Annotated in this window: 11 protein-coding genes and 1 tRNA gene; 8 read left to right on the forward strand and 4 right to left on the reverse strand. The window is 67.2% G+C overall.

Annotated elements, in window-relative coordinates:
* Positions 1-111: 111 nt before the first annotated feature.
* Entirely contained in the window at positions 112-1,344 is a 1,233-nt protein-coding gene (locus EV655_RS16580; protein WP_165905382.1) for a lytic murein transglycosylase, read from the reverse strand.
* Between the two features lie 522 nt (positions 1,345-1,866).
* Here EV655_RS16580 and EV655_RS16585 point away from each other — a divergent pair.
* The 4 genes from EV655_RS16585 to EV655_RS16600 all read left to right on the forward strand — a co-directional run bounded on the left by EV655_RS16585 (position 1,867) and on the right by EV655_RS16600 (position 5,028).
* Positions 1,867-2,166 carry a hypothetical protein gene (locus EV655_RS16585; RefSeq protein WP_165905383.1) on the forward strand — a complete coding sequence of 100 codons (300 nt, stop codon included), beginning with the start codon at positions 1,867-1,869 and terminating at the stop codon, positions 2,164-2,166.
* Between the two features lie 203 nt (positions 2,167-2,369).
* Positions 2,370-2,708 carry a zinc ribbon domain-containing protein YjdM gene (locus tag EV655_RS16590; protein ID WP_132546480.1) on the forward strand — a complete coding sequence of 113 codons (339 nt, stop codon included), beginning with the start codon at positions 2,370-2,372 and terminating at the stop codon, positions 2,706-2,708.
* A 254-nt stretch (positions 2,709-2,962) separates the two neighbouring features.
* Complete coding sequence (locus tag EV655_RS16595; RefSeq protein WP_132546481.1) at positions 2,963-3,739, forward strand: fumarylacetoacetate hydrolase family protein; 777 nt, start codon at positions 2,963-2,965, stop codon at positions 3,737-3,739.
* 155 nt (positions 3,740-3,894) lie between these two features.
* The gene (locus EV655_RS16600) at positions 3,895-5,028 is read left to right on the forward strand and encodes an aminotransferase class V-fold PLP-dependent enzyme (RefSeq protein ID WP_132546482.1); all 1,134 of its coding nucleotides are present in this window, start codon (positions 3,895-3,897) and stop codon (positions 5,026-5,028) included.
* Positions 5,029-5,263: 235 nt separating this feature from the next.
* On the opposite strand, the gene EV655_RS16605 is transcribed toward EV655_RS16600, so the two are convergent.
* A tRNA-Gly gene (locus tag EV655_RS16605) sits at positions 5,264-5,338 on the reverse strand.
* A 317-nt stretch (positions 5,339-5,655) separates the two neighbouring features.
* On the opposite strand from EV655_RS16605, the gene EV655_RS16610 reads away from it, so the two are divergent.
* Entirely contained in the window at positions 5,656-6,255 is a 600-nt protein-coding gene (locus EV655_RS16610) for a hypothetical protein (protein ID WP_132546483.1), read from the forward strand.
* 40 nt (positions 6,256-6,295) lie between these two features.
* Here the strand turns inward: EV655_RS16610 and EV655_RS16615 are convergent, their stop codons facing one another.
* Entirely contained in the window at positions 6,296-9,739 is a 3,444-nt protein-coding gene (locus tag EV655_RS16615) for a pyruvate carboxylase (protein WP_132546484.1), read from the reverse strand.
* A gap of 111 nt (positions 9,740-9,850) precedes the next feature.
* Entirely contained in the window at positions 9,851-10,318 is a 468-nt protein-coding gene (locus tag EV655_RS16620) for a hypothetical protein (protein ID WP_132546485.1), read from the reverse strand.
* Between the two features lie 128 nt (positions 10,319-10,446).
* Between EV655_RS16620 and EV655_RS16625 the strand changes: the two genes are divergently transcribed.
* The 3 genes from EV655_RS16625 to EV655_RS16635 all read left to right on the forward strand — a co-directional run bounded on the left by EV655_RS16625 (position 10,447) and on the right by EV655_RS16635 (position 15,611).
* A complete protein-coding gene (locus EV655_RS16625; protein ID WP_132546486.1) occupies positions 10,447-12,831 on the forward strand; it encodes an ATP-dependent helicase in 2,385 nt (794 codons plus the stop codon).
* A gap of 120 nt (positions 12,832-12,951) precedes the next feature.
* A complete protein-coding gene (locus EV655_RS16630) occupies positions 12,952-14,034 on the forward strand; it encodes a Hint domain-containing protein (RefSeq protein ID WP_132546487.1) in 1,083 nt (360 codons plus the stop codon).
* A 503-nt stretch (positions 14,035-14,537) separates the two neighbouring features.
* Entirely contained in the window at positions 14,538-15,611 is a 1,074-nt protein-coding gene (locus EV655_RS16635) for an Mrp/NBP35 family ATP-binding protein (protein ID WP_132546488.1), read from the forward strand.
* Positions 15,612-16,042: the final 431 nt, after the last annotated feature.

Raw genomic sequence — 16,042 nt, forward strand, 5'->3', positions numbered from 1 at the left:
CCCCGTGGCGCGGCCGATTCCCCGGCCGCAGCCCCATCCCGCCCGAGGACGGCGCCCGAGGCAACAGCTTCCGGGTGCGGCCCGCGGGAAACCGCCGCCGAAGGCGCCCGCCTATCGCAGGCGGGCCAGCAGGGCGCGCGAGGGCGTGCCGTCCACCGGCAGCCCGGCGCGCGCCTGATAGGCCCGGATCGCGGACTCGGTGTTCGCGCCGATCACTCCGTCGGTGCCCTGGGTGTCGAAGCCCCGTGCGGTCAGCCGCCGCTGAAGCTCCTTTCGGTCGTCGATGGTCAGGCCCTGCGCATCCGGCGGGAAGGCGGTCCGCAGGGGCGGTTTCCCTGCAAGACGGTCCGACAGGTGGCCGACGCCGATCCCGTATTTCTCGGCGTTGTTGTAACGCAGCAGGACGTTGAAATTGTGGAACACGGCAAAGGCCGGCCCGCGCGGCCCCTGCGGGATCAGGATCGCTGCGGCCCCGAGGTTCGGCAGCGTGCGGCCTGCGCTGTCGGTCACGCCGAGCCCCGCCCAGGCCGAAGTGGCCCGCGCCCGCCCGCGCCCCGCAAGGCCGGTGTCGAACCCCGCGGGCAGGCGAACCTCCATCCCCCAGGGCTGGCCCGGGCGCCAGCCCGAGCGTTGCAGGTAGGCCGCGGTCGAGGCCAGCGCATCGGACGGATCGTCCCCCCAGATGTCACGCCGCCCGTCGCCAGTGAAATCGACCGCATAGGCCAAGTACGAGGTCGGGATGAACTGGGTATGCCCCATCGCGCCCGCCCAGCTGCCGGTCATGCGCACGGGCGTTATGTCGCCGCGCTGGACGATCCGCAGCGCCGCGATCAGCTGGTCTTCGAAGAACGCGCCGCGCCGCCCGTCGAAGGCCAGCGTCGACAGCGCCGAGATCACGGGAACGTCGCCCCGCCGTTCGCCATAGGTGCTTTCAAGGCCCCAGATCGCCGTCACGATCTCGGGCGCGACGCCGTAGCGCGCCGCGATGGCCACCAGCGTCCTTTCCTGCCGGCGCAGCGCGGCGCGGCCCTTGCGGATCCGCTCGTCCGAGGTGGCGATGGCCAGGTAGTCCTCGAGGCTGCGCGTGAACTCGGTCTGGCTGCGGTCCTTCTCGATCACGGCCGGAAGGTAGCCGGCATCCCGAAAGGCACGCTCCAGTGTCTGCTGCGAGATCCCGCGGCCCGTGGCCCGCGCCTGGAAGGCCGCGACCCAGCCATCGAAGGCCCTGTTCGGCACGGCCCTGACCGAAGATTGCGACGCCGTCTGCGAGGGCCGATCGCCGACACAGGCCGAAAGCATCGTCGTTGCAAGCCCCGAAATGACCGTCCGTCTCGAGAGTTCCACTGTCTTTCCTCTTCACGCGGGGTGAACCATCCTTGACCGGCCCGCGGGCCGGGACCTGCACCTTGTGCGCCGATCGAGCGGGCGCGCGGCAAGCCTGACCGATGTTACTCGAAAGGGCCACATCCCATGGCCCCAAAAGACTCCTCGAACGGTCATGCCCGCGGGGGGTGACGACGGCAGGATCAAGCGTGGCAAAGCCGCATTACCATCCGGCGAGACCGAACCGACTCACGGTGCAAGTGCCGCGTCTGGGGTGGGATCCCTACTGGGCGGGTGCGGCCGGAAAAACGCGTCAATTCGATTGTATTGGAGCGGACCGTTGGTCTGATCTCGAGACAAGTGGCGGGCAAGGCCAGACATATCGGTTAAAGGCGCGCGCCCGTGGCCACCTATACCCTTGCGGCGATGCCGTCGCGCAGTTCCTGATCGAGGGCGGCGTTCCAAAGACCGGCTCGCGCTTCATGCTCGAACCCGGTTTCGTTGCCGAAGCCGACAGCCTGACCATCACCGTCACCGATGACGATGGCATCTTCAGCGGCTCGGCCTCCAGCCTATGGCGGCGACGGCAATGACGCGCTCATCCAGGCCGAGGGGCTGGCGGTCGAAAGCTTCTGGCCCGGCCCCCGGGCCTTCGCCGCGTTCGACCGCGCCACCCGCGCACGGTTCCTGCACGAGCGGCCCGAGCTTGCCCGCGCGGCGCTTGGCCTGGCCCCGGTCGAGGCGGTCTATGGCCCCATGGTCCTGCCGCTGAAGAAGAAACGCGAGATCGACCGGCGCCGCCTGGCCCGATGGGCGCGTCAGGCCGCCCGCGTGCCGGCCTGATCCGCCCATCCCTCAGCGCGGAGTTCCGCCCGGCACAGGCGTTGGCGCCCGCGTTCCGTGCGGGAAGGCCCTGGACCTGGCCGGTCGCGGCGGCGTTCGAAACGCAGACGGGAATGTGCCGCGGCACCGATGGCGACCGGCCGCAGGGCGGCAGATCGATCTGCGTCTGGTCACCGTGCAGATGTATGGCTATAGGCTGATCCATGACCGAGATTTTGCCCCCGTGCCCCGAATGTGCCTCTGCCTACACCTATCAGGTGGATGCCCTTCTGTGCTGCCCCGAATGTGGACACGAATGGTCGGCGGTCGAACAACCCGAGGCAGCGGCCGAGGTGCGCGACAGCGTGGGCAACATCCTCAGGGACGGCGACACCGTCACGCTGATCAAGAGCCTGAAGGTCAAGGGATCGTCCTCGATGCTCAAGGTCGGCACCAAGGTGCAGGGAATCCGGCTGGTCGACGGCGATCACGACATCGACTGCACGATCCCGGGCTTTGGACAGATGGGCCTGAAATCGCAGTTCGTGAAAAAGGTATCCTGAGCCGCATCGGGCAAGGGCATCGCCGCGGGGCCGCGAAGTCCTGCGTCCGATCTTGTCGCCTCCTGTGCGGCGCGTCTGGCTGCGCGGATGCCCACGCCATTCGTCGCGGGCGCGGCACCGGCCCCACCCTGCGTCAGGGCCGGGCCACCGGCGCGAAAATCCGTGGCGCGGCATGCGTGTGCCCCCCTATAACTGGACCGCACCGGCGATGACCGGTTCGGCAACAGCGCGCGCACAGAGCAGGAGAGGACAGCATGAAGTGGGGCAGGGGCTTTACCAGCGACGGATCGCAGATCACCGGTGTCATCGCCGAGGACAGGTTTCACCCCCGCGCGGGCCTCGGCTCGGAAACCTCTGCCGGTGCCCCGCTGTCCCTGTCCGAGGTCACGCTGCTGGCCCCGGTCCGGCCGGGCAAGTTCATCGGGCTGTGGAACAACTACAAGGCGGCCGCCGAAAAGGGCGGGTTCGACCTGCCCACGCATCCACTGTATTTCCTCAAGGCCGACACGTCCCTGTCGGGGCCGGGTGCAGAGGTCGCGATCCCGCAATCCGCCGGGCGGGTGGTGTTCGAGGGCGAGTTGGGGATCGTGATCGGCAAGACCTGCAAGGCGATCGCGCCCGAGGATGCGGGCGAAGCGATCCTTGGCTATACCTGCGTGAATGACATCACCTCGCTCGACGTGCTGAAGGCCGATGCCTCCTTCCCGCAATGGACCCGCGCCAAGAGCTTTGACGGGTTCGGTACCGTCGGGCCGGTGATCGAGACCGATATCGACTGGCAGGCGCTTACGGTCCGGACGCTGGTGAACGGGCGGGAACGCCAGTCCTACCCGACGTCGGACATGATCCTGACACCGGCCGAGATCGTCAGCCTTCTGTCCCGGGACATGACCCTCAACCCCGGCGACCTGATCGCCTGTGGCACCTCGCTGGGGGCGGGGCCGATCAAGCCCGGCATGAATGTCGAGGTGGTGATCGAGGGGATCGGCGCGCTCAGCGTGACCATGACGGCACCCGCCGGACAGGACTGACGGCCCGGCGCCCCGGTCCCTGCGCCCGATGGCACGTCGGGACGCCCGGCCGCGAAGGCGCCCGATCGGCGGGTGCGCCGCGGGCGGGCTTTTTTGCTGGCGAACGGGCGGTTCCGGTCCTAGACGTGGCAGCGAGCAAAAGAGGAGTTTCCGCAGTGTCCGGCTTGCGTCCCGATGTCGATCCCGATGGCCTGAGCGAGTTTTCGGTGGTCTTCACCGACCGGTCGCTGAACCACATGTCCGCACGGTTCCAGACCGTCATGCGCGACATCTCTGCCATGCTGCGCGAGGTCTATGGCGCCGATGCGGTTGCCCTGGTGCCGGGCGGGGGAACCTTCGCGATGGAGGCGGTCGCCCGCCAGTTCGCCACCGGCCGCCGGGCCCTGATCGTGCGCAACGGGTGGTTCTCCTATCGCTGGACTCAGATCCTGGAGGCTGGCGGCTTTGCGGCCGAGACCGCGGTGGTCATGGCGCGGCCCGCAGGCAACGTGCCCCGCGCCCCTTATGCGCCCCCGCCGATCGAGGACGTGACCGCCGCGATCCGCGACACCCGCCCCGAGATCGTCTTTGCCCCGCATGTCGAAACCTCGTCCGGCATCATCCTGCCCGACGCCTATATCCGCGAAATGGCCGCCGCCGCCCACGAGGTCGGCGCGCTGATGGTGCTGGACTGCATCGCGTCGGGCTGTGTCTGGGTGGACATGGGGGAAACCGGGGTCGACGTGCTGATCTCGGCCCCGCAAAAGGGCTGGTCGGCCTCGCCCTCGGCGGGGATGGTGATGCTGTCGGCATGCGCGGCCGCGCGGCTTCAGGAAACGGTGTCGAATTCCTTCGCGATGGATCTGAAGAAATGGCGCGCGATCATGCAGGCCTATGAGGACGGCGGGCATGCCTATCACGCCACGATGCCGACAGATGCGCTGGCCGGGTTGCGCGATGCCATGGCCGAGATCCGGGCGCTTGGCTTCGAGGCCGCGAAAGAGGCGCAGTGGCGGCTTGGCCGGGCCGTGCGCGAGATGCTGGCCGAATTGGGCGTGGCCTCGGTTGCCGCGCCGGGCTTTGGCGCGCCGGGGGTCGTGGTGTCCTATACCGACGATCCGGACATCCAGAATGGCCGCAAGTTCCTGGCCGAAGGCATGCAGATCGCTGCTGGTGTGCCGCTTCAGGTCGGCGAAGGCGCCGAGTTCCGCACCTTCCGGATCGGGCTTTTCGGCCTCGACAAGCTGACCGACATCGACGGTACGCTGGCGCGCCTGCGCGCGGTTCTGGAAAAGGTGGTCCGGGCCTGACACGCGGCAGGCCCGTCAGCGGCGGGCCTGCTCCATCCCGGACAGAGACGCAGCCCGGCACCCATCGGCCTGCCCGAACGCCGGGTCTCCTCTGGCGTGATGGCTGCCGCTCGGACCCGAGCCCGCATCATTCCTGACGGCTGAAGATCGCTGAAAAGGCGGAACCGAACGAACTATGAACGCAGGGCTTACCCGCGTTTCATGTCCTCAACCCATTCAAGTCTTTCAAGAAAATTGGAGCGGGCGATGAGATTCGAACTCACGACCCTTACCTTGGCAAGGTAATGCTCTACCCCTGAGCTACGCCCGCATCCATTGGGTGAGGCGTGGTTTATAAAGTTGGGCGGGGGGCTGCAAGGGCAAAAACGCGGCTTTCGTAAAATTTCTGTGCCGCACCTGCCGCTCTGTCCCGCCGGGTCCGTCCTGGGGGCGCCGGGATGCGTCCGCTTGGCGGATCGGATCGGTTTCGGACACAACACAGGTCGATTTCAACGACTGTCTGCGATGCAGATGGGCTGTGACGATTTGCGCATGCCAGTAACCGGAACTCCCCCGGAATGAGATTGACCTTATGTCATGAATACGCCCGTGTTTTGCCACATTCAGTCTGTGCAAGGGGTAACGATCTTGAAGAAACTCATCACCATCGCCGCCGTTTCGACGGCACTTGCCGGGGCGGCCGGGGCGGCGACCGTCGGATTCGATCTGGCGATCTCTGGGTCGGCAAACGGGCCGGTCTTCACCGTGACGAACATGTCGAGCGCGGCCCGGATCACGGGCGGTCAGGCCGTCATCGGCAATACGGCGTACAACTTCGACTGCGTCCAGAACGGTGTGGCGCCCGCCGGCGGCACGCTTGGCTTTACCACGCCAGAGGTGGGCACATGTTTCCCCGGCGGCGGCCTGCGTCCCGACGAGATCGTGTTCCAGGTCACGGATTTCGATCCCGGCGAAACTCTTTCCTTCGCAACCGACATCGATCCGGATTCCCGCGACGCGTCCGTTTACGACTTCAACATCCTGCTGAATGGCGGAAGGTTCGAGGTCACGTTCGCGGATACGGATCTGAACGGTCCGCTGGTTGCCGCGTTTCAGCCGGGCCAGATGACCTACAGCATCTCGGCGTCGACCGCCACGCCGTCCGCGGTGCCTCTGCCGGCCGGGGGCGCGCTTGTCCTGACGGCGCTGGGGGCGCTGGGACTGCTTGGCCGGCGCAGGATCCGCTAGACACTCCGGGAGGCGGGCCGGTCTGACCGGCCCGCTGCGGCTACTCGAATTCGACCAGCAGGTCCTTGGCGTCGATCTGGGCGCCCGGGGTGACGTGAACGGCCCTGATCGTGCCGTCACGCTCGGCATGCAGGCCGGTTTCCATCTTCATCGCCTCGATGGTCAGGAGCAGGTCGCCGGTCTTGACCTTCTGGCCCGCGCTGACCGCGACGGTCGCGATCGCGCCCGGCATCGGCGCACCGACATGGCCGGGATTGCCGAGTTCCACCTTGGGCCGCTTGGCCACCTTGGCCTTGGCCTTGCGGTCGGGCACGCGGATCACCCGGGGCTGGCCGTTCAGCTCGAAGAAGACACGCACGTCGCCCTCTTCGGTGGTCTCGCCGATGGCCGACAGCCGAATCTCCAGCGTCTTGCCGGGGTCGATCTCGGCGGTGATCTCCTCGCCCGGCTCCATCCCGTAGAAGAAGGTGCGCGTGGGCAGGGTGCGGACCGGGCCATACATCTGGTGCCGCGCCGTGTAGTCGGTGAAGACCTTGGGATACATCAGGTATCCGTTCAGGTCCTCGTCGTCGAAGTCGAGATCGTCGAACTGCGCCTTCAGGTCGGCGCGCAGCTTGTCCAGATCGGCGGGCGGCACCTTGGCGCCGGGCCGTTCGGTCAGGGGTTTCTCGTCCTTCAGCACCTTGCGGACGATGGCTTCGGGAAACCCGCCCGGCGGCTGGCCCAGGTTGCCGCGCAGCATGTCGATGACGGAATCGGGAAACGCCACGTCGCGGGCGGGGTTCTCGACATCGGCGCGCGTCAGCCCCTGGCTGACCATCATCAACGCCATGTCGCCCACCACCTTGGAGGACGGCGTCACCTTGACGATGTCGCCGAACATCTGGTTCACGTCGGCATAGGTCTTGGCGACCTCGGGCCAGCGGTCCTCCAGCCCCAGGCTGCGGGCCTGCGCCTTGAGGTTGGTGAACTGGCCGCCCGGCATCTCGTGCAGGTAGACCTCGGAGGCGGGCACCTGCATGCCGGATTCGAAGGCGGCGTATTGCGTGCGCACCTGCCCCCAGTAGTCCGAGATCTCGCGCACCGCCTCGATGTCGATCCCGGTATCGCGTGGCGTGTTGCGCAACGCCTCGACGATGGACCCCAGGCAGGGCTGCGAGGTGCCGCCCGAGAACGCGTCCATGGCGGCATCGACCGCGTCCACGCCCGCCTCGGACGCGGCCAGGATCGTTGCGCCCGCGATGCCGCTGGTGTCATGGGTGTGGAAGTGGATCGGCAGGCCCACCTCCTCCTTCAGCGCCTTGAAGAGCACGCTGGCGGACGCGGGTTTCAGCAGGCCCGCCATGTCCTTCAGCCCAAGGATATGGCAGCCCGCCGCCTTCAGCGCCCTGGCCATCTCGACGTAATACTTCAGGTCGTATTTCGCCCGGTCCGGGTCGAGGATGTCGCCGGTATAGCAGATCGCGCCTTCCAGCACCTTGCCGCTGTCCAGCACCGCGTCCATCGCGACGCGCATGTTCTCGACCCAGTTCAGGCTGTCGAACACGCGGAACACGTCCACGCCCGTTTCCGCGGCCTGTCTGACGAAGCTCTGGACCACGTTGTCGGGATAGGTGGTATAGCCCACCCCGTTCGCCCCCCGCAGCAGCATCTGGGTCATCAGGTTCGGCATCCGCGCGCGGATGTCCCTCAGCCGCTGCCAGGGACATTCCTGCAGGAACCGGTAGGCCACATCGAAGGTGGCGCCGCCCCAGCATTCCACGCTGAACAGCTGTGGCAGGTTGTGGGCATAGGCGGGTGCGACGCGCACCATGTCGATCGACCGCATCCGGGTGGCCAGGAGCGACTGGTGCCCGTCCCGCATAGTGGTGTCGGTCAGCAAAAGCTGCTTCTGCTCGGCCATCCAGTCCGCCACCGCCTGCGGCCCGAACTCGTCGAGGATCTGCCGTGTGCCGGGGGCGAAGCTTTCGCGCCGGTTCTCGGGCGGGCGCGGGGTGCGCGCCTCGGCTGGCGGGCGCGGGCGGCCCTCGGTCTCGGGGTTCCCGTTGACCGTGACATCGGCGATGAAGGTCAGGATCCGTGTCGCCCGGTCGCGCCGCTTCTCGAACTGGAACAGCTCGGGCGTCTGGTCGATGAACTTGGTATGGTATTCGTTCGACAGGAAGGTCGGGTGCTTCAGCAGGTTCTCGACGAAGGCGATGTTGGTGCTGACGCCCCGGATGCGGAATTCGCGCAGGGCGCGGTCCATCCGGGCGATGGCGGCCTCGGGGGTGGGCGCCCAGGCGGTGACCTTTTCCAGCAGGCTGTCGTAATAGCGCGTGATGACCGCGCCCGAATAGGCCGTGCCGCCGTCCAGCCGGATGCCCATGCCCGTCGCACCCCGATAGGCAGTGATCCGGCCGTAATCGGGGATGAAGTTGTTCAGCGGATCCTCGGTCGTGATCCGGCATTGCAGGGCGTGGCCGGTCAGTTCCACGTCGTACTGGCTGGCGATGCCGGTCGCCTCGACCAGGCTCTTGCCCTCGGCGACCAGGATCTGTGCGCGCACGATGTCGATGCCGGTCACTTCCTCGGTGACGGTGTGTTCCACCTGGATGCGGGGATTGACCTCGATGAAGTAGAACTCGCCCGATTCCATGTCCATCAGGAACTCGACGGTGCCCGCACATTCGTAGTTCACCGCCTCGGCGATCTTCTTGCCGAGATTGCACAGGTGCTCGCGCTGGGTGGGACTCAGGTAGGGGGCGGGCGCGCGTTCGACGACCTTCTGGTTGCGCCGCTGCACCGAGCAATCCCGTTCCCACAGGTGATAGATGTTGCCGTGGCTGTCGCCGAGGATCTGCACCTCCACGTGGCGGGCGCGCAGGATCATCTTTTCCAGATAGCCCTCGCCGTTGCCGAAGGCCGCCTCGGCCTCGCGCCGGCCCTCGCGCACCTTTTCCTCCAGTTCGTCCGGGCCGTTGATCGGGCGCATGCCGCGCCCGCCGCCGCCCCAGCTGGCCTTGAGCATCAGCGGATAACCGATCTCGGCGGCCTCGGCGCGGATCGCGTCCATGTCCTCGCCCAGAACCTCGGTCGCGGGGATCACCGGCACGCCCGCGGCAATCGCCACCTTGCGCGCGGACGCCTTGTCGCCCAGCGCCCGCATGGTCTCGGCCTTCGGCCCGATAAAGGCGATGCCCGCCGCGTCGCAGGCCTCGACGAAGGCCGGGTTCTCGGACAGCAGGCCATAGCCCGGGTGGATCGCGTCGGCGCCGCACATCTTCGCCACGCGGATGATCTCGTCGATGGCCAGATAGGCCTGCACCGGCCCCAGCCCCTCGCCGATCTTGTAGGCCTCGTCCGCCTTGAAGCGGTGCAGCCCCAGCTTGTCCTCCTCGGCATAGACCGCGACCGTGCGCTTGCCCATTTCATTGGCAGCGCGCATCACGCGGATGGCGATTTCACCGCGGTTGGCGACGAGGATTTTCTTGAAGTCGGTCAAGGGCGGGCCTCCTTGTGGATCGGTCCGTCCGGTGCGTGGGCACGCGGGGGCATCCCAATGGGTATATCTCTGCGCCGCAGCGGCGCAAGAGGGCAGGGCGCGCGCCGCAGGTCAGCGCGGCGTCAGGGTGACGACCCGGCCCTCGGGATCGGTCTGGCAACGCCAGACCCGCGCCGCGCCCGGCATGCCCAGGTCGACGAACCAGCCCGCCGCCGTGCGCCCCTGTCCGCCCAGCAGCGCCGAGGTCGCGGGCAGCCGGAACCGGGCGGTGAAATCGGCCACGCAGTTCAGCCGGGCCTTGGCGGGCGGCGTGACCATGGCGGTGGCCGCATCTTCCAGTGCGGCATCGGCACGGGGGCCGGGCGGGATCGGCCCGACATCGACGCCGGGCGCGGTTCCCGCCGGGGCCGGATAGGTGCCCCCGGGCCACAGCGCGGCGGGCGCGGGCGCGGCAGGCACCACCTCGACCGGGCGCAGTTCGCGCGGTGCCCGCTGGGGCTCTGGCGCGGTGCAGGCCCCGAGGCCGCCCAGTGCCAGCCCCGCCACCAGCACCCGTGTTGCGATCTGTCGGTGTCCCATGGCCCGACTATTCCCGTTTCGCGCGAAAACACAACCGCCAGAGGTGCTTGGCCTCGTGCCACGATGGGCAAGGAACATTCTGCGAACACGCCTTTAACTCCGCTGCGGCCCGCGCTAGATTGGTCGCCATGTGCCCCATCGACGACTCCGACGCCTTCGAGGCCGCCGCCCAAAGCTCGCTTTCCATGCGTGCCATGGCCGCGCGGCCCGCGCCCTATCTGGATGGTCTGAACCCTGCGCAACGGCAGGCCGTGGAAACGCTGGACGGCCCGGTGCTGATGCTGGCGGGCGCGGGCACCGGAAAGACCCGCGCGCTGACCGCCCGGATCGCGCATCTGCTGAACACGGGCGCCGCCCGGCCGAACGAGATCCTCGCCGTCACCTTCACCAACAAGGCCGCCCGAGAGATGAAGGACCGCGTCGGCCGTCTGATGGGCCATGCGGTCGAGGGCATGCCGTGGCTGGGCACCTTCCACGCAATCTGCGTGAAACTGCTGCGCCGCCATGCCGAACTGGCCGGGTTGAAATCGAATTTCACCATCCTGGATCGTGATGATCAGCTTCGTTTGATAAAGCAGGTTTTGACCGCCGAACAAATCGATCAGAAAAAATGGACTGATCGTTGGTTCGCTGGAAAAATAGAAGTCTACAAAAATGAAGCCAGAACGGCCGAGAGCGTCGGGCTTGGCGGCGGACAGACTGTGGATCGGGTTCCGGGTGCTGCTCGCGACGGAACGGGTTACCAGAGGACAGTCGGCGACGTTTACGTCCAATACCAAGACCGCCTGCTTACCCTGAACGCCGTCGATTTCGGCGATCTCTTGCTGCACATGGTCACGATCTTCCAGACCCATGACGACGTGCTGGACCAATATCGCCGCTGGTTCCGCTATATCCTGGTGGACGAATACCAGGACACCAACGTCGCCCAGTACCTGTGGCTGCGCCTGCTGGCCGGGGGGCACAAGAACATCTGCTGCGTGGGCGACGACGACCAGTCGATCTATGGCTGGCGCGGCGCCGAAGTGGGCAACATCCTGCGCTTCGAAAAGGATTTCCCCGGCGCGCAGGTGATCCGGCTGGAACAGAACTACCGCTCGACCCCCCATATCCTCGCCGCCGCCAGCGGTTTGATCGCCGCCAACAAGGGCCGGCTGGGCAAGACGCTCTGGACCGAGGCCGATGAGGGCGAAAAGGTGCGCCTGATCGGCCACTGGGACGGCGAGGAAGAGGCCCGCTGGATCGGCGAGGAGGCCGAGGCGATGACGCGGGGCACCCGCGGGCTCGACCCCCTCAGCCTCGACGACATGGCGATCCTCGTCCGTGCCTCCCACCAGATGCGCGCCTTCGAGGACCGGTTCCTGACCATCGGCCTGCCCTATCGCGTCATCGGCGGCCCGCGCTTCTACGAGCGGATGGAGATCCGCGACGCGATGGCCTATTTCCGCCTCGCCGTCAGCCCCGCGGACGACCTCGCATTCGAGCGGATCGTCAACACCCCGAAACGCGGCCTTGGCGACAAGGCGCAGCAGAGCATCCAGCAGATGGCGCGGGCCAACGGCGTGTCGCTGGTCGAGGGCGCGCGGCTCTTGCTGGAGTCCGGCGGGTTGGGCGGCAAGGGCGCCAAGGAACTGGCCAGCCTGTTGCAGGGCATCGGCCGCTGGCACGGCGCCGCGCTGGATGTCCGCGTGAACCATGTCGAACTGGCCGAGACCATCCTCGACGAGTCGGGCTATACCGCGCATTGGCAGAACGACAAGACGCCCGAGGGGCCGGGCCGGCTGGAAAACCTCAAGGAACTGGTCAAGGCGCTGGAGGAGTTCGAGAACCTCCAGGGCTTCCTCGAACATGTCGCCCTCATCATGGACAACGAGACCGAGAGCGAGGGCGCCAAGATCACCATCATGACGCTGCACGCCGCCAAGGGCCTGGAATTCCCCGCGGTTTTCCTGCCGGGATGGGAGGACGGGCTGTTCCCCTCGCAACGCTCGATGGACGAAAGCGGGTTGAAGGGGTTGGAGGAGGAGCGCCGCCTCGCCTATGTCGGCCTCACCCGCGCCGAGGAGTTGTGCACGATCTCCTTTGCCGCCAACCGCCGTGTCTACGGGCAATGGCAGTCGCAAATGCCCTCGCGCTTCATCGACGAACTGCCCGAGGATCATGTCGAGGTGCTGACGCCCCCCGGCCTTTACGGCGGGGGCGCGGCACCCGTGCGGTCCGGCATCGAAGAGGCCGCCAGCCGCGCCGATGTCTACGCCTCGCCCGGATGGAAGCGGCTTCAGTCCCGCAGCACCCAGCGCCCGATGGCCCAGCCGCGCGAAAGCCGCAGCATCGTCATCGACGCCGAGGCGGTCGCGGCCTATCAGACCGGCGCCCGCGTGTTCCACACGAAATTCGGCTACGGCACCGTGACCGGGATCGAGGGCGACAAGCTGGACATCGCCTTCGACAAGGCCGGCGACAAGAAGGTGGTCGCACGTTTCGTCATGGCCGCCGACGACGTGCCATTCTAGGCCCCCCCAACGCCCCAGATTTGCCGAAAATCCGCGCGATAAACCGCTTCCCGCCGGGAATCGGGTTAATGGCTTGTTCTTTACCCAAGGTCAGAGTCCGGCGGGAGGGATTCCGAAACCATGGTCACGTTCACCACCATAGACACCGAATTCGCGGCCGCGACGGGCGACAACGTCAACAGCAATGCTGGCGGCGCCGGTACGTCCACCTTCGACTATCCGCCGAACGGGACCAAGGACCTTGTCATCACCTCCAAGGAGGGCGATCCCGACCCCTATACGTTCGAGGTGGGCGATATCTACGAGGTGTCCTTCGGTGGTGCACATTCGGCCGTTCTGACCGACGCGGTGGTGATCCGCTCGGACGAGATCAGTTTTGCCAGCGGCCACGCGGTCGTGTTCGAGGGCACGGACGAGAACGGCGACCTGGTGCAGGTCGTCTGGTCGCCCGGCTTCGACCTGGAACAATGGTACTGGGACCATTTCGAGGGGGGGGTAAGCCCCGGCTTCTACGTCTACGACACCGACCCCAACTCCGAATACTCCGCGCCCGTCATCTGTTTCGAGGCCGAGACGCTGATCGCCACCCCGCGCGGTCCGGTCCGCGCGGCAAGCCTTGCGCCCGGCATGATGGTCGAGACGGTCGACCACGGCCCGCAGATGCTGCTGTGGGTGGGGCAAAGCGTGACGCGGGGCACCGGCCAGATGGCGCCGGTGGAATTCCCCCCGGGCGCGATCGGCAATGACCGGACGCTGGTCCTGTCGCAACAGCACAGGGTGCTGCACGCCTCGCCGATGGCCATGCTGATGTTCGATACGTCCGAGGTGCTGGTGCCCGCGCGGTCCCACGCGATGCTGGGCGTGGCCGGTGCCGCGATCGTCGAGCGGCCGGTGGTGCGCTATGTCCACCTGCTGTTCGAGCGGCACGAACTGGTATGGGCAAACGGCGCCATCTGCGAAAGTCTGTTCCTCGGCGACGTGGCGCGGCGCGCCCTGGATTCCGAGGCGCGCGACGAGATCGCGACCCATTTCCCCGAGCTTGACCTGTCGGTGAAGGGGGATGATCCGTTCGAGCCGGTCCGCCCGATCCTGCGCAGCTACGAGGCCCGCGCGCTGCTTGGCCCGCTGCGGGGCGCCGCTGGCGCGACGCCGTCCGGCTCCGCCCTTGCGTCCCGCGACATGTGCAAGCTGGCCGCCCTCTGAGGAACGGCACCTGCGCTGCACTTGCTGGTATCCTGCTGAAAAAAGAAACGGCGACGCCAAGGGAGGAGAGGCGCCGCCGTTCTTGACAACGGCGGTGTCAGGGAGGAGGAGACCACCCGCCGTATCCGGTGGGACCTTTCGGCCCCGAAAAAGGTGCGGCGGCACCAGGGAGGAGGAAGGTGCCGCCGCGAGCAAAGGAAACCCAGGGAGGAGGAGGGGTTTCCCTTTCCGTCTGGCCCATCGAGCCGCCGCAGCGATCCCGAACCGCGACCTTGGCCGCGTGCCGTTGGATCAAACATACCCCGATGCTGCAGATGCACAATAGCGCGCGGGTGAAATGCCGCCATGCAGAAACTGCATAAGTCATGCTGACGTAATTTCGGGCGGCAGCGGTGGCCGTGCCGGGAAAACCGGCAGAATGGAAACGCTCTTGCCCTTCCGGCGCGGCTGACCAAGTAAGGGGGCACGATCCTTTGCCAGAAACGCCCCGAAAGGAGTCCTTCATGCCCGTGACGCGTGATGCCGTGCTTGCCGCCCTGTCCCGAATCGCGCTGCCGGACGGGGGCGATCTGGTCGCGCGCGACATGGTCCGCGCGCTGAGCGTCGAGGGCGACGCGGTGCGCTTCGTGATCGAGGCGCCCGACGCGGCCCAGGCCGCGGCGCTGGAACCGGTGCGCGCCGCCGCCCAGGAAGCGGTCGAGGCATTGCCGGGCATCGCGCGCGCCTCGGTCGTGCTGACCGCCCATGGTCCCGCGCCCAAGGCGGCGCCCGAGGGCGGGCTCAAGATCGGCCGGCATCCGACGGCGCAGGCTGGCCCCGAAAATCCCGCCGGAATCGACCGCATCCTCGCCATTGCCTCGGGCAAGGGGGGCGTCGGCAAGTCGACGGTGGCCAGCAACCTTGCCGTGGCGCTGGCCCGACAGGGCCGGCGGGTCGGCCTGCTGGATGCCGACATCTACGGCCCCTCGCAGCCGCGCATGATGGGTGTCACGCGCCGCGCCGCCTCGCCCGACGGCAAGACCATCGAACCGGTCGTGGCCCATGGCGTCACCATGATGTCGATCGGGTTGATGATGGAGGAGGGGCAGGCCGTCGTCTGGCGCGGCCCGATGCTGATGGGGGCGTTGCAGCAGATGCTGACCCAGGTGAACTGGGGGCCGCTCGACGTGCTGGTGGTCGATCTGCCGCCGGGCACCGGCGATGTGCAGCTTACGCTGTGCCAGCGCACGCAGCTGACCGGGGCGGTGGTGGTGTCCACGCCGCAGGACGTGGCGCTGCTGGACGCGCGCAAGGCGATCGACATGTTCGCCAAGCTCAAGACGCCGGTGCTGGGCCTGATCGAGAACATGTCCACCTATGTCTGCCCCAAGTGCGGGCACGAGGCGCATATCTTCGGCCATGGCGGCGTCGCGGCCGAGGCCGAGAAGATGGGCGTGCCGCTTCTGGGGGCGCTGCCGCTGGCCCTCGAGGTGCGGCTGGCCGGCGACGAGGGACGCCCGGTCGCGCTGGGCGATGGTCCCGCGGCCGAGGCCTATGCCCATATCGCCGCGCGGCTGATCGGCGGCGGGATGGCCTGACCCCAGTCACGGGAATTCATGGCCCCCGGATCCCGGCGGCCCCGTTCCGGCGCGAATCACCGGCGCTTTCGTCCCGCCTTGCGGGACGAAATCCGCGTGATATCCCCCTCTCTGCCCTTTGATGCGGGCGGTTTTCCGGTTGCCTCGGGAAATCACGGGAAAAGTCGGCCGCGCCAGATTCCACACAACATATAGATAGATTTTGTCAGATGCTCGCAACAAGAGGTGCGTCCCCGCGCCATGCGGTTGACCTTCCCTGCCGCTTCGGGCTGCTGGCTACCGGACTCAGCGGTCTTTTCCCGTCGATTTCAGTTGATTTCCATGAATTCCCGTGGCATCCCTTGGTCATCGGATGACGGCGGGCAGTTTCAGGGGCACCAAGACCCCACAGGCAGTCAGGTTTCATACAGGCCCTCCGCCTTCATCGAAAA

The organism is Rhodovulum euryhalinum (assembly GCF_004342445.1).
Taxonomy (GTDB): Bacteria; Pseudomonadota; Alphaproteobacteria; order Rhodobacterales; family Rhodobacteraceae; genus Rhodovulum; species Rhodovulum euryhalinum.